Raw genomic sequence first — 12928 nt, forward strand, 5'->3', positions numbered from 1 at the left:
GGTCGCGCGCGCCCCGCGCGGGGGGGGGTGCCGTTTGCGGGGGCGGGGGCCCCCCCCCGCCCCCCACGACTGCCCGCAGCTACGGGGCTGCGCTAAGCCCGCTTCCCCCTGCGTTCCACCATCAGCCGCGACCCCGTCAGCCGTTCGCCGAACACGTCGTCCGGGTTGGACAGGACGCAGCCGTCCAGCGAGAGGCAGCCGCAGCCGATGCAGTCGGTCAGGTGGTCGCGGAGGCGGTTGAGCTGGCTGATGCGTTCGTCGAGTTCGGAACGCCAGGCCTCGGAGAGCCGGGCCCAGTCCTCCCGGGTCGGGGTGCGTTCCTCGGGGAGTTCGGCGAGCGCCTCGCGGATGGTGGCCAGGGGGATGCCGACGCGCTGTGCGGCGCGTACGAAGGCGACCCGGCGCAGCGTGTCGCGGTGGTAGCGGCGTTGGTTGCCCGCGGTGCGCCGGCTGCTGATCAGGCCCTTGGACTCGTAGAAGTGCAGGGCGGAGACGGCGGCGCCGCTGCGCGCGGCGAGCTGGCCGACCGTGAGCTCGTGGATCTTCTCTGGAATCTGGGGCACCCCTCGAACCCTACCCATCCGTGCCCGGCCGACGTCCGTTGACATTGGATTCCCGGAGGACCATGCTAAGCAGTTGCTTAGACATAGTGTTCACGATGTTCAGGACATGAGCGAGGCATGGGAGGCCGGGACATGGCAGAGCCGAGGATCTTCACCTCCGCCGACGAGCTGAAGGCGGCGGCGGGCGAGCAGCTGGGGTACACCGACTGGCTGGAGATCGACCAGAAGCGGATCGATCTCTTCGCGGAGGCCACCGGCGACCACCAGTGGATCCACGTCGACCCCGAGAAGGCCGCGGCGGGCCCCTTCGGGACGACGATCGCGCACGGCTATCTCACCCTGTCGCTGCTGCCGCTCTTCGGCCCTCAGCTGATCAGCGTCGAGGGCGTGAAGATGGGCGTCAACTACGGAACCAACAAGGTCCGCTTCCCGGCCCCCGTGCCGGTCGGTTCGCGCCTGCGCGCCACCGGGAGGATCAGCAGCGTCGAGGACGTCCCGGGCGGAGTCCAGCTGGCCGTCGCCTACACCGTGGAGCGCGAGGGCGGGGACAAGCCGGTGTGCGTGGCCGAGTCGGTGGCCCGCTTCTACGTCTGAACAGTGGCCCGGCGGGCTACTTGGCCCCCACCATGCGCAGCACGAGGTCGGCGTCGAGCGCGCCGACCTCCTCGGGCGTCCAGGGGCCGTCGACGTTGAACCAGCGGGCGACGTCGATGCAGAGCGACATGACGGCGAGGGTGGTGCCCTTGACGTCCAGCACGTCGAACTCGCCGGAGGCGATACCGTCCTCGATGATCCCCCGCACCTCGGCGTCGCACTGCCGGCGCAGCGCGAGGATCTCCTCGCGGGCGTCCGGACCGAGCGAGTCCAGCTCGTACTGCACGACCCGGGCGGTGGTGCGGCCGCCCGCGTGCCAGCGGACGAAGGAGCTCACCGCGTCGGCGAGCCGCTCGGTCGCGGTGCCCTCGCGCCGGGCCGCCGTCTGCAGGATCTCCAGGGCCTTCTCGTGGCCGATCCGGCTGATCCGGTGGAGCAGCTCCTCCTTGGTCTTGTAGTGGATGTAGAGCGCGGCAGGGCTCATGCCGGCGCGGCCCGCGATGTCACGGGTCGTCGTGGCGTGGTACCCGCGCTCGGCGAAGGCCTCCACCGCGGCGATCAGCAGCCGTCGGGCCGCGTCGGGCGTGACCTCGCCCCACGCGGACGTCTCGCCACCGGCCGTCTCCTCCGCCGTACTCATCGCTCGCTCGCCCCTCTCGCAGACAGACACCCCACCATACCGCCGAAGGTGAGCGAGCGCTTAGAGTCCCCGCTCAGAGCTTTCAGAGGGGCTCAGAGCTTCTCGAAGGGGTGGTATGCGCGTTCCGTCGCCTCCTGCCGGTCGCGGATCACCTTGGCGAGGGTGAAGGCGGAGGTGACGAGGTACAGGACCGCGATTCCGAGGAACGCCCGCACCCAGGCGTCGGCGTTCAGCCGGAAGATGCCGATGGCGGTCGCGGCCATGGCGATCGCGAAGGACGCGACGGCCTGGCCGTAGAAGGCGGCAGTGTTCTGCTGCTTGCCGGATGTGTCACTCATGGGGCCAAGCGTCGGCGGATGTGGCCGGTACCACATCCGCCGAGATACTCAGCTGAGGTACTCAGAACGCCGAAACACCCGTCAGGGCACGCCCGATGAGCAGTTTCTGGATCTGGCTGGTGCCCTCGTAGAGGGTCATCACGCGGGCGTCGCGCAGCAGTTTGCCCGCCGGGTACTCGTCGATGTAGCCGTAGCCGCCGAAGACCTGGAGGGCGTTGTTGGCGGCGCGGACGGCGGCCTCCGAGGCGAACAGCTTGGCCTTGGAGGACTCGACGGCGAAGGACTGCCCCCGGTCGATCAGGTCGGCGACCCGCCAGGTCAGCAGCCGGGCCGCGTCCACGTCGACGGCGATGTCGCTGATCAGCTCCTGTACGAGCTGGTGATGCGCGATGGACCTGCCGAACTGCTCGCGCTCGCCCGCGTACTTCACCGCCGCGTCCAGCGCGGCCTGGGCTATGCCCACACAGCCCGCCGCGACCGACATCCGCCCCTTGGCCAGTGCCGACATGGCGACCGAGAAGCCCTTTCCCTCCTCCCCCAGCATCGCGGAGGCGGGCACGCGGACGTCCTCTAGGACCAGCTCGGCGGTCGCCTGGCCGCGCAGGCCGAGCTTGCCGTGGATGGTGCGGCGGGTGAGACCGGGAGTGTCGGCCGGGACGAGGAAGGCGGAGATGCCCTTGTGGCCGGGGGCGTCGGTGGAGCGGGCGAACAGCAGCACCACATCGGCCCAGGTGCCGTTCGTGATGAACATCTTGGCGCCGTTGACGACGTAGTCGTCGCCGTCGCGCACCGCGCGCGTGGAGAGGTTGCCGGCGTCGGAGCCGGTGCCCGGCTCGGTGAGGCCGAAGCAGCCGACGTACTCGCCGGAGGTGAGCCCGGGCAGCCACTGCCGCTTCTGCTCCTCGCTCCCCCAGGCGGCGATCGTCTTGGCGACCAGCCCGAGCGACACGGACACGATGCCGCGCACGGAGGAGTCACCGCGCCCGAGTTCCTCCGTGACCAGGCAGTACGCGAGATGGTCGCCGCCGGAGCCGCCGTACTCCTCGTCGACGGTCAGTCCGAGGAAACCGACCTCGCCGAGCTTCTTCACGATCGACCGGTCGACCTCCTCGGCCCGGTCCCAGGCGATGACGTTCGGGGCGATCTCGCGGTCCACGAAGTCCTTGGCGAGCCGCCGGACGGCTTCCTGCTCGTCACTGAGCTCCAGATTCATGACCGGTCACCCCACTCGCGAGATCCTGCACAATCCTGCACATTTAAATTAGCACTGCTAGTTTCGGCCGTGCAGCCCTACTATGTGCGCCATGGCCCGACCGCGCAAGCCCTTGCTCAGCACCGACCGCATCGTCGAGACGGCACGTGCGCTGGTGGACGCGGAGGGCCTCGCGGCCGTCTCCACGCGTCGGCTCGCCGCGGAACTGGGGGTGAGCGGGCCCTCGCTCTACAACCACTTCCGCACCAAGGACGAGATCCTGGAGGCGGTCGCCGACTCGGTGAGCGCGCAGGTCGACCTGTCGATGTTCGAGGACGGCCGCGAGTGGCGTACCGCGCTGCACGACTGGGCCGTCTCCTACCGGGCCGCGCTGCGCGACCACCCCAACATCGTCCCGGTGCTCGCCCAGGGGCCGGGGCGCCGTCCCGCCGGGCTGCGCCTCGCGGACGCCGTCTACGGCGCGATGGTCGACGCGGGCTGGCCACCGGCGCAGGCCACCTCCATCGGCGCGCTGATGCGGTACTTCATCATGGGCTCCGCGCTCGGCTCCTTCGCCGGGGGTTTCGTGGACGACCAGAGCGCGTACGACCCCGCCGACTATCCGCACCTGGGCCAGGCGCACCTGCTCGCCGAGCAGCAGGAGAAGATCGACGAGCGGGCCTTCGAGACGGGTCTCACGGCGCTGCTGGACGGTCTGGTGCAGCAGTATGAGCAGGCGCGGCGGGCCGGCTAGCGACAGTTCGGCGGCCGCCGAAGTGTCCGTGTCCCATGCTGGGATGCATGACCACCAGGGAACCCCGGGCACCGCGGCTGGCCCGGCTCGCCGGGCTGATCGCCGACGAGACGCGGGCCACGTGTCTGCTGGCGCTGCTGGACGGGCGGGCGTGGACCGCGAGTGAGCTGGCGCGGCATGCGGGGGTCGCCGCGTCGACGCTGAGCGAACATCTGGGCAAGCTCGTCGCGGGCGGCCTGCTCGCCGAGGAACGGCAGGGCCGGCATCGCTATGTGCGGCTCGCCGATGCGGCGGTTGCGCAGCTGGTGGAGGATCTGGCCGCGCAGGTGGGGCCGGGGGACGCCGTACGGCCGCGGGGGCTGCGGGAGTCGAGCGCCGGGGCGGCGATGGCGCGGGGGCGGACCTGTTACGACCATCTGGCGGGGCGGCTGGGGATTGGGGTGACGGATGGGTTGACCATGCGGGGGCTGTTGCGTCAGGACGCGGGGTTCGCCCTGACGGAGGCCGGGGTTCGGTGGTTCGGGGCCGCCGGTATCTCCCTCGATCGCAGGGGGCGGCGGCCGTTGGCCCGTGGGTGCCTCGACTGGACCGAGCGGCGGCCGCATTTGGCGGGGGTTGCGGGGGCGGCGCTTTGTCGGCACGTGATGGATGCCGGGTGGTGTGTGCGGATCGGGTCCGAGCGGGCGGTAAGGGTGACTCCGTCGGGTGAGCGGGCGCTGTATGACCTGCTGGGCATCGAGGCCGATTCACTGCGCTAGTCATGCACCTGCGGCTACGTCGTGGCTGGTCGCGCCAACGCGGCGGAGCCGCATATCGGCTGTGACATCAGCCGCTGCCGCGGCGGGGCCCCGCGCCCCTGTCGGGGCGCTGCAGTACACCGTCTGAAATTCGCGAGCCCTGGTTCCCCTCCCCTTCTAGCCTCTGGAGCATGATGAACTCCCGTCGACCCGACCTGCTCGCCCCCGCCGCCGCAGCGGTCACCGTGGTGCTGTGGGCCTCCGCCTTCGTTTCGATCCGTAGCGCGGGGGCCGCGTACTCGCCCGGGGCGCTGGCACTCGGTCGGTTGCTGTCCGGGGCGCTGGTGCTCGGGGTGCTGCTGGTCGTGCGCGGTGAAGGGTTGCCGCCGCGAGGCGCCTGGCGGGGGATCGGGATATCCGGGGTGCTCTGGTTCGGGTTCTACATGGTGGTCCTGAACTGGGGGGAGCAGCAGGTCGACGCCGGTACGGCCGCGCTGGTGGTGAACACCGGGCCCATCCTCATCGCCCTGCTGGGTGCGCGGCTGCTCGGGGATCCGATGCCGCCGCGGCTGCTGGCGGGGATGGCGGTGTCGTTCGCGGGGGCGGTGGCCGTCGGGCTGTCGATGTCGGGGGGCGGCGGGTCGTCGGTGCTCGGGGTGGTGCTGTGTCTGCTTGCGGCGGTCGGCTATGCGGGTGGAGTCGTCGCGCAGAAGCCCGCGCTGGCGACGGCCAGTGCGCTGCAGGTGACGACGTTCGGGTGTCTCGTCGGGGCGGTGGGGTGTCTGCCGTTCGCCGGGCAGCTGGTGAGCGAGGCGGCCCACGCGCCGGTGTCGTCGACGCTCAACATGGTGTACCTGGGCGTGTTTCCGACCGCGCTCGCCTTCACCACCTGGGCGTACGCCCTGGCTCGTACGACCGCCAGCCGGATGGGGGCGACCACGTACGCGGTGCCCGCGCTGGTCGTACTGATGTCGTGGCTGGCGCTCGGCGAGGTGCCGGGGCTGCTCACGCTGGGCGGCGGTGTGCTGTGTCTGGCAGGTGTGGCGGTCTCGCGGTCGCGGCCGCGGGCTGCGGCCGTGCGGGCTGCGACGCCGGGGAGCACTCCGGAGCCGCAGCCCGAGGCCGCCTCGGAATCAGCCGGCTAGAAGACCACGAGCGCCCGTCCGCCCTTGCCCGCCAGCATGTTCTCGAAGGCGGCCGGGATGCCGTCCAGGCCGATCCGTTCCGTCACCAGCGCGCCCAGGTCCAGGCGGCCCGCCCGTACGTGTTCGGCCAGTACGGGGAGGTCCTTCGCCGGGTCCGAGTTGCCGTACACGCAGCCCGCCAGGGTCCTGCCCCAGTGGAAGATCTCCAGGGCGTTGAAGGTGACCTGCTGGTCCTTGCCGCCGATGCCGACCACCGTCGTGCGGCCGCCGCGGCGGGTGGAGTCCCAGGCCGTGCGGATCGTCGACGCGCGGCCCACGCATTCGATCGCCACGTCCACGCCTTGTTTGTCCGTCAGTCCGCGGATCTCGCGGGCCGTCGTGTCGGAGGCGATGACGTAGTCCGTGGCGCCCGCGCCGCGCGCCAGCTCCTCCTTCTCCGGGGAGACGTCGACGGCGACGATGCGTGCGGCGCCCGCGATCCGCGCCGCCTGGAGCGCGGCCAGGCCCACTCCCCCGACGCCGTACACCGCGACCGTCTCGCCCTCCCGGACCTGCGCCGAGTGGTGGACCGCGCCGTAGCCGGTGAGGACCGCGCAGCCCAGGAGGGCCGCGTCCGTGAGGGGGATGCCCTCCGGGAGGGGGAGGACACAGCCCGCCGAGACGACCGTCTCCTCGGCGAACGCGGCGACGTTCAGGCCGGGGTGGAGATCGGAGCCGTCGGAGGAACGGTGGGCGTACACGTCCGCGGCGCCGTTCAGGGCGTTGGCGCACAGCCACACCTCACCGAGCGTGCAGGCATGACAACTGCCGCAGGACGGCGCCCAGTTGAGGACGACCTGGTCGCCCGGTGAGACGTGTGCGACGCCGTCGCCGACGGCGACGACCGTGCCGGCACCCTCGTGGCCGAGGACGGCGGGGACCGGCACCCGCATGGTGCCGTTGGACAGGGAGAGGTCGGAGTGGCACACCCCGGCGGCGGCGAGACGGACGCGGACCTGGCCGGGGCCGGGCTCCGGGAGGTCGATGCCGGTGATCTCCAGCGGGGCGCCCACGGCGGGAAGGACTGCTGCGCGAACCATGGATGCGCTCCTCAGAACTGCAGGGACTTGGTCTGGAGGTACTCGGACAGGCCGTGCGTGCCGAGTTCGCGGCCGACGCCCGACTGCTTGTAACCGCCGAAGGGGGCAAGGGGGTTGAAGCGGCCGCCGTTGATGTCGACCTGCCCGGTCTCCAGGCGGCGGGCGAAGGCGACCGCCTCGCTCTCGTCGCCCGCCCAGACGGCGCCCGCGAGGCCGTAGACCGTGCCGTTGGCGATGCGCAGGGCGTCCTCCTCGTCCTCGTAGCGGAGGATGGAAAGGACCGGGCCGAAGATCTCCTCCTGCGCGATCGTCATCTCGGGGGTGACGTCGGCGAAGACCGTCGGGGAGACGAAGTAGCCCTGCTCGCGCGGGGGTTCGGCGCCTCCGGCGACCAGCCGCGCGCCCTCCGCCACGCCCTTGTCGATGTACCCGCGCACCCGCGCCTGCTGCTTGGCGTTGACCACCGGGCCGATGCGGTCGCCGTACCTGGCGGCGGCGGTGGCGGCGAGCCCGACCGCCTCCTCGTACTGGTCCCGGTGGACGAGCATGCGCGTCCAGGCGCTGCAGGTCTGGCCGGAGTTGGACATGACGTTGGCGACGCCGACGTTGACCGCCTTGGCGAGGTCGGCGCTCGGCAGGATGACGTTGGCGGACTTGCCGCCCAGCTCCAGGGCGACCTTCTTGACCGCGGCGCCCGCCGTCGCGCCGATCTGCCGGCCGACGGCGGTGGAGCCGGTGAAGGAGACCAGGTCGACGCCCGGGTGCTCGGCGAGGGCCTGGCCCGCGACCGGGCCGCGGCCGGTGACCAGGTTGAAGACACCTGCGGGGACGCCCGCCTCGTGGACCGCCTCGGCGAAGAGCTGGGCGGTGAGCGGGGTGTCCTCGGCGGGCTTCAGGACCACCGTGCAGCCCGCCGCCAGGGCCGGGGCGACCTTGGCAACGATCTGGTGCAGGGGGTAGTTCCAGGGCGTGATCGCACCGACCACCCCGACCGGCTCCAGGTAGACGGTCGAGTTCCCGGCCTTCTCCTCGAAGGCGTACGTCGCCGCCAGCTCGGCGTACGAGCCCGCGACCGCGATCGGCACGGCCGCGTGCACGTTCTGCGAGAACGCCGGCGGCGAACCGAGCTCGGCGGTCACCGTCTCGGCGATCTCGTCCTTGCGGGCCACGAGGACGTCCCGCAGCGCACCCAGCCGGGCGGCCCGCTCGACGGGCGGGGTCGCGGCCCAGGCCGGGAAGGCGGCGCGGGCGGCCCGTACGGCGGTGTCCACGTCCACTGCCGTCCCTGCGGGGACCCGCCCGATGACCTGCTCGTCGACGGGATTCACGACATCGATCACGTCCTGACCAGCGGCGGGCCGCCAGGCGCCGTCGATGTACAGGCCGTCGTGTGCCTTCATGGTGCTCCTCCGGGGCGGGGTGCGTCGTCCGCGTCAAACCTACCGACAGACACATAAACTAGCGACGTTAGTTTTCAGCCGCCAGATCGACACCGCCCTGAAGGGGCCCCGGCACCCCCTACGGAGCCTCAGTCCTCCAAATCCGGCAACCGCGCCGGCGCCGGACAGATCCGCTCCCCATGCTGGTCGAACACAAACAGATGGGCGATGTCGACGAGCAGCGGCACCTGCATCCCGTGCCGCAACTCGATGTCGGGCGTGGTGCGGACCACCAGGTCCCCCGGGAGGCGGGCCTCGGTGGACGCGGCCTCCGCAGGGCCGGCCTCCGGGTCGTCCATGACCACCACGGGCCCCGCGCGGAGCGCCCCCGCCCGGTCCCGCAGACGTTCCAGCACGGTCGGACCGCCCTCCCGCCGACGGCGCCGGGACGGGCGCGAACCGGGACGCGGCGCCTCCAGGTCCGGCACGACGGCGGGCCGGGAGCCGGTGTTGAAGTGCACGAGGATCTCGTGACCCTGGAACTCCACGTGCTCCACAAGGCCCGTGAGAGGCACTTCGCCCGGGCGGGCGGAGGAGTGCTTGGCGATGCGTACGGCCTCCGAGCGCAGCCCGACGATCACCTCCCGGCCCTGCTGCACCCGCAGCAACTGGTGGTCCAGACAGAGCGGTTCTGGCAGCCGCAGATACTGCTTGCCGAGGCTGATGGTCATCGCACCGTCCAGCGGGGCGCGGACCAGGCCGCGCAGCAGATTGATGCGCGGGGTGCCGATGAAGGCGGCGACGAAGACGTTGCGGGGCAGGGCGTACACCATGCGTGGGGTGTCCAGCTGCTGCAGCACCCCGCCGCGCAGCACGGCGACCCGGTCACCGAGGGACATGGCCTCGGCCTGGTCGTGGGTGACGTAGACCGTGGTGACGCCCAACTCGCGGGTGAGCTTGGAGATTTCGGCCCGCAGGTGGTTGCGGAGCTTGGCGTCGAGGTTGGACAGCGGCTCGTCCATCAGGAAGGCCGAGGGGTGCCGGGCGATGGCGCGGCCCATGGCGACGCGCTGGCGTTCGCCGCCGGAGAGCTGGCTGGGGAAGCGGTCGAGGAGGTCCTCGATGCCGAGCATCCGGGCGGTGGCGTCCACGCGCGGACGCGGGTCCTCGCCGGGGTTCTCGACGCGCAGCGGGAAGCCGATGTTGCCGCGGCTGGTCATGTTCGGGTAGAGGGCGAAGTTCTGGAACACCATCGCCATGTTCCGCTCGGACGGGAGCAGTTCGTTGGAGTGCTCGCCGTCCAGCAGCAGCCGGCCCTCCGTGATCTCCTCCAGCCCGGCGATCATGCGGAGCACGGTGGACTTGCCGCAGCCGGACGGCCCGAGCAGCACGAGGAATTCGCCGGGGTGGATGTCCAGCGACAGCCGGTCCACCACGCGAACGCCTCGCGTATAGGTCTTGCTCACGTCGTGCAGAGAGATGGCGCGTGTCATGGCACTGCCCCCGGGGGCGTACTGAGCGAGTCCTGAGGCTCCGCGGTCGAACGGCCCGTACGGGTCGCACGGGCTGTGAGTCACGGAAGTTAACGGACCGTACGCGCTCCAGGGAAGACACGTGACGGAATCCGGTGCTTCGTTCCGCCCAGTGAGAAAGCGGACGCGGAGGTGCGCAGGGCGCCTTGCGGGTCAGCGGGTCGCCGTCAGATGGGCGAACACGACGACGTTGCTGCTGTAGCCGGTCCTGCGGGTGAACAGGCCGCCGCAGGTCAGCACCCGCAGCTCGGGGCGTGAACTCGGGCCGTACACCTCCTTGTCGGGGAAGCGGTCCTTGTCGAAGATCCGTACGCGGTCCACCGTGTAGACGGCGGTGCGGCCGTCGGCGCGCCGGACCTCGATCCGGGCCCCGGGGTGCACCTGCGCGAGGGCGGCGAAGACCGCGGCGCCGGTCCTCGTGTCGCGGTGGCCGACGGCGATGGCGGTGCCGGTCTCGCCCGGTGCGGGCCCGTCCTGGTACCAGCCGACGAGCCTGGGCCTGTCGAGCGGCGGGGTCTCCAGCTGCCGGTCGGCGCCGACCCGCACGCCGATGACCGGCGCGTCGATGCCCAGGGACGGTACGCGCAGGGCGGCCGCGGGTGACCGGGGCAGTGGCGGGGGCGGTGTGGCGGGTCGTGCGGGCGCAGCCGACTCGGCGGCCCGGGGGCGCCCGTCGGCGGGGCCGGGCGCCGGTTCGGCGGGCGCCTCGACGGGCGCCGGGCCCCCGGCCCGGACGGACTCGGCCGGGTGGTGGTGATGCCCCCCGTACCGGAAGACCGTCACCAGGACGGCCACGATCACGGCCGTCCTGGTGAGGCGGTAGGCGCGGGTCCGGTGCCAGGGCCTGCGTCTCCTGCGCGCGGGAGCCGCCCGGCGGACCGTGCCGGCGCCGTGGGGTCTGGCACGCGTTCCCCCGGAGGAGGGCGCCGGACAGGTCCTACTCGGCACCGTGGGAGCGGCGGCGCAGCAGCGTCCGGACGTAGATGGCTCCGCCGACGGCGACCAGTCCGACGCCTCCGGCCGCGCTCAGCGGGGTGTATGCCTGCACGGTGTCGACGAGGCCGCCGCCGCCGGCGTGGACGCCGCCCTTCGGCCCGTGGTCCTCGATCGTGTGGCTCGGGCCCGCCTGCCCCCGGTCGTGTCTGCCGTGGCAGTCGACGGAGAAGACCTTCTCCTTCGGCGCGACGGGCGGCGTGGGCGGCACGGTCGGCGGAATGATCCACTGGAGGGTGTATCTGCCGTCGGCCAGCCCCAGGATGTCGGTGTGCCCGGCACCGCCGGCCAGGGAGATCGTGCCGCTCACGGTGGCCGCGGTGGGCAGCGGGGGCTGAGCCGTGATGGTGTAGGAGACGGACGTCAGGTCGCCGAAATTCACGGCGTCGAGGTAGAACCGGCAGACCACGGGGTCGTCCTTGGAGATGCCGTAGGGCACTCGCTCACTGTGGATCCTGATGTCGGCACCGTCACCGGGGGCGGCAAGAGCGGCGGAGGTCGCGGACCAGGAGGCCCCGGCCGCGGTGAGTACGGTGAGGGCCGCGGCTCCCAGACGGGCGCCTGCGGACGGGGGCAGCAAGGTGGGCATGGACGTTCCTCCGAGTCAGACGATTTTCATACAAATCGCTCTTTCATCTGACTCTCTTTCACATCCGCCCGGCGTGTTGCGGCAGCACCACCCGACTCGCCGTCAGATATCCCTCGACCGGCGCAAGGGAGTGCGGGCCCGGCGCCCGCCCGGAGCCGCCCCGGCCACCTGACCGCCGCCGGGAGCGGCCGGTGCGCGCAGGGCGCTGGCCGCCGAGAACAGCAGCAGGGCCCCGAGCATCACGAAGGGCGCCGCAACGCCCGCGACCCCCGCGACCAGACCCGCGGCGGCCGGCGCGGCGACCTGGCCGAGGCGGTTGCCGGTCAGACGCAGGGCGAGGGCCGTGGAGCGGGCGCCGTCCGGGGCCGCCTGGACGACGGTCGTCATGGACAGCGGCTGCCCGACGCCGAGGCAGAACCCGAGGGCGGCCAGCACCAGGCCGAGCGTCCACACCGGCATCGGCAGCGCGATCCCGGCGCACAGCACGGCCGCCAGCAGGCAGGTCACGGTGAGCAGCAGCGGCCGGCCGAGCAGCCGCAGCAGCGGTGTGAGGACGAGCCGGCAGGCGATGGTGGCGCCCGCGCGCAGGCTGAGCAGCACACCGACCACCGAGGGCGCGATGCCCCGGTGTTCGCCGACCACCGGCAGATAGGCGGTGAGGATGTCGGTGGCGGACAGCACGGAAAGGCTGACGAGCATGCCCGCCGGTACGCCCCGGGCCCGCAGGATTCTGCCGACGGGGACCTGATCGCCCTGTGCGGTACGGGACTTGACGGCCGTACGGTCCTCGATGCGCCACAGCGAGGTGAACGCGACCGCGGCTCCCGCACCGGCCACCACGAGGGCCAGCGCGCTGGTGCCCGCCATGTCCGGGCCGCCGATCAGTGCGCCCGCCGCGATCGGGCCGACCAGCTGGCCGAGCGAGGCGCCGATGGTGAAGTGGCCGAAGTTGCGGTCCTGTTCGTGCGGGGCGGACTGGCGGGCGACGAGCGACTGGGCGCCGATCACGAAGCAGAGGTGGCCGAGGCCCATCACCCCGCTCCAGACCGCCATCGCCCAGAGGGAACCCGCGAGTCCGCTGAGCGCGCAGCCGCCCGCTATCAGGACCACGCCGACCGGCAGCAGGGGTGCGCAGCGGCCGTGGTCGGTGCGGCGGCCCAGCGGCACCGCGGCGAAGAGCGGCAACAGCGCGTACACGCCCGCGATGACGCCGACCGCCCGCTCGTCGGCACCCAGCGCGAGGGCCCGGTAGGAGACGGCGGGCCGGGCCATCGACACCGCCCCCTGCGCGAAGCCGAAGGCGATGACGAGGCGGAGCAGCCAGCCGCGGTTCCTACCGGGCCCCATGTGCGGATCCTCCTGAATTCCCTTGCCTGGAAGCTGGATTTCCTTG

At 72.1% G+C, this 12928-nt stretch carries 14 protein-coding genes; 4 read left to right on the plus strand and 10 right to left on the minus strand.

The window, feature by feature from the left end:
* Nucleotides 1–92: 92 nt before the first annotated feature.
* On the minus strand, nt 93–563 hold the full coding sequence (gene soxR / locus AB0N07_RS19475; protein ID WP_351465849.1) for a redox-sensitive transcriptional activator SoxR: 471 nt from the start codon (nt 561–563) through the stop codon (nt 93–95).
* A 132-nt stretch (nt 564–695) separates the two neighbouring features.
* Between soxR and AB0N07_RS19480 the strand changes: the two genes are divergently transcribed.
* Nucleotides 696–1157: a MaoC family dehydratase gene (locus AB0N07_RS19480; RefSeq protein WP_365836543.1), complete on the plus strand. Its 462-nt coding sequence runs from the start codon at nt 696–698 to the stop codon at nt 1155–1157.
* A gap of 16 nt (nt 1158–1173) precedes the next feature.
* Here AB0N07_RS19480 and AB0N07_RS19485 read toward each other — a convergent pair whose 3' ends face one another.
* From AB0N07_RS19485 to AB0N07_RS19495, 3 genes are all read right to left on the minus strand, one after another.
* Complete coding sequence (locus tag AB0N07_RS19485; RefSeq protein ID WP_365836545.1) at nt 1174–1797, minus strand: TetR/AcrR family transcriptional regulator; 624 nt, start codon at nt 1795–1797, stop codon at nt 1174–1176.
* 92 nt (nt 1798–1889) lie between these two features.
* Complete coding sequence (locus tag AB0N07_RS19490; RefSeq protein ID WP_030946212.1) at nt 1890–2135, minus strand: YiaA/YiaB family inner membrane protein; 246 nt, start codon at nt 2133–2135, stop codon at nt 1890–1892.
* A 61-nt stretch (nt 2136–2196) separates the two neighbouring features.
* The gene (locus AB0N07_RS19495; protein WP_365836548.1) at nt 2197–3348 is read right to left on the minus strand and encodes an acyl-CoA dehydrogenase family protein; all 1152 of its coding nucleotides are present in this window, start codon (nt 3346–3348) and stop codon (nt 2197–2199) included.
* 91 nt (nt 3349–3439) lie between these two features.
* Here AB0N07_RS19495 and AB0N07_RS19500 point away from each other — a divergent pair, with 91 nt between their 5' ends.
* From AB0N07_RS19500 to AB0N07_RS19510, 3 genes are all read left to right on the plus strand, one after another.
* Nucleotides 3440–4081: a TetR/AcrR family transcriptional regulator gene (locus tag AB0N07_RS19500; RefSeq protein WP_365836550.1), complete on the plus strand. Its 642-nt coding sequence runs from the start codon at nt 3440–3442 to the stop codon at nt 4079–4081.
* 47 nt (nt 4082–4128) lie between these two features.
* Nucleotides 4129–4839 carry a winged helix-turn-helix domain-containing protein gene (locus tag AB0N07_RS19505; RefSeq protein WP_365836552.1) on the plus strand — a complete coding sequence of 237 codons (711 nt, stop codon included), beginning with the start codon at nt 4129–4131 and terminating at the stop codon, nt 4837–4839.
* A 173-nt stretch (nt 4840–5012) separates the two neighbouring features.
* Nucleotides 5013–5963, plus strand: a complete 951-nt coding sequence (locus AB0N07_RS19510) for a DMT family transporter (protein ID WP_365836657.1) — start codon at nt 5013–5015, stop codon at nt 5961–5963.
* On the opposite strand, the gene AB0N07_RS19515 is transcribed toward AB0N07_RS19510, so the two are convergent.
* The 6 genes from AB0N07_RS19515 to AB0N07_RS19540 all read right to left on the minus strand — a co-directional run bounded on the left by AB0N07_RS19515 (nt 5960) and on the right by AB0N07_RS19540 (nt 12882).
* Nucleotides 5960–7042: a zinc-binding dehydrogenase gene (locus AB0N07_RS19515; protein WP_365836554.1), complete on the minus strand. Its 1083-nt coding sequence runs from the start codon at nt 7040–7042 to the stop codon at nt 5960–5962. The genes AB0N07_RS19510 and AB0N07_RS19515 overlap by 4 nt on opposite strands.
* An 11-nt stretch (nt 7043–7053) precedes the next feature.
* Entirely contained in the window at nt 7054–8442 is a 1389-nt protein-coding gene (locus AB0N07_RS19520; protein WP_365836556.1) for an aldehyde dehydrogenase family protein, read from the minus strand.
* A 128-nt stretch (nt 8443–8570) separates the two neighbouring features.
* The gene (locus AB0N07_RS19525) at nt 8571–9914 is read right to left on the minus strand and encodes an ABC transporter ATP-binding protein (RefSeq protein ID WP_365836558.1); all 1344 of its coding nucleotides are present in this window, start codon (nt 9912–9914) and stop codon (nt 8571–8573) included.
* A 192-nt stretch (nt 9915–10106) separates the two neighbouring features.
* The gene (locus AB0N07_RS19530; RefSeq protein WP_365836659.1) at nt 10107–10748 is read right to left on the minus strand and encodes a class F sortase; all 642 of its coding nucleotides are present in this window, start codon (nt 10746–10748) and stop codon (nt 10107–10109) included.
* Between the two features lie 142 nt (nt 10749–10890).
* Nucleotides 10891–11535 (minus strand): hypothetical protein, encoded by a 645-nt coding sequence (locus AB0N07_RS19535; RefSeq protein ID WP_365836560.1) that lies wholly within the window; start codon nt 11533–11535, stop codon nt 10891–10893.
* A gap of 102 nt (nt 11536–11637) precedes the next feature.
* Nucleotides 11638–12882 carry an MFS transporter gene (locus tag AB0N07_RS19540; protein WP_365836562.1) on the minus strand — a complete coding sequence of 415 codons (1245 nt, stop codon included), beginning with the start codon at nt 12880–12882 and terminating at the stop codon, nt 11638–11640.
* Nucleotides 12883–12928: the final 46 nt, after the last annotated feature.

Source organism: Streptomyces sp. NPDC051172, from assembly GCF_040682555.1.
Lineage (GTDB): Bacteria > Actinomycetota > Actinomycetes > Streptomycetales > Streptomycetaceae > Streptomyces.

Coding starts and splice junctions, on each gene's coding strand:
- AB0N07_RS19480 (WP_365836543.1), top strand. CDS start 696: ATGGCAGAGCCGAGGATCTTCACCTCCGCCGACGAGCTGAAGGCGGCG.
- AB0N07_RS19485 (WP_365836545.1), bottom strand. CDS start 1,797: ATGAGTACGGCGGAGGAGACGGCCGGTGGCGAGACGTCCGCGTGGGGC.
- AB0N07_RS19490 (WP_030946212.1), bottom strand. CDS start 2,135: ATGAGTGACACATCCGGCAAGCAGCAGAACACTGCCGCCTTCTACGGC.
- AB0N07_RS19495 (WP_365836548.1), bottom strand. CDS start 3,348: ATGAATCTGGAGCTCAGTGACGAGCAGGAAGCCGTCCGGCGGCTCGCC.
- AB0N07_RS19500 (WP_365836550.1), top strand. CDS start 3,440: ATGGCCCGACCGCGCAAGCCCTTGCTCAGCACCGACCGCATCGTCGAG.
- AB0N07_RS19505 (WP_365836552.1), top strand. CDS start 4,129: ATGACCACCAGGGAACCCCGGGCACCGCGGCTGGCCCGGCTCGCCGGG.
- AB0N07_RS19510 (WP_365836657.1), top strand. CDS start 5,013: ATGAACTCCCGTCGACCCGACCTGCTCGCCCCCGCCGCCGCAGCGGTC.
- AB0N07_RS19515 (WP_365836554.1), bottom strand. CDS start 7,042: ATGGTTCGCGCAGCAGTCCTTCCCGCCGTGGGCGCCCCGCTGGAGATC.
- AB0N07_RS19520 (WP_365836556.1), bottom strand. CDS start 8,442: ATGAAGGCACACGACGGCCTGTACATCGACGGCGCCTGGCGGCCCGCC.
- AB0N07_RS19525 (WP_365836558.1), bottom strand. CDS start 9,914: ATGACACGCGCCATCTCTCTGCACGACGTGAGCAAGACCTATACGCGA.
- AB0N07_RS19535 (WP_365836560.1), bottom strand. CDS start 11,535: ATGCCCACCTTGCTGCCCCCGTCCGCAGGCGCCCGTCTGGGAGCCGCG.
- AB0N07_RS19540 (WP_365836562.1), bottom strand. CDS start 12,882: ATGGGGCCCGGTAGGAACCGCGGCTGGCTGCTCCGCCTCGTCATCGCC.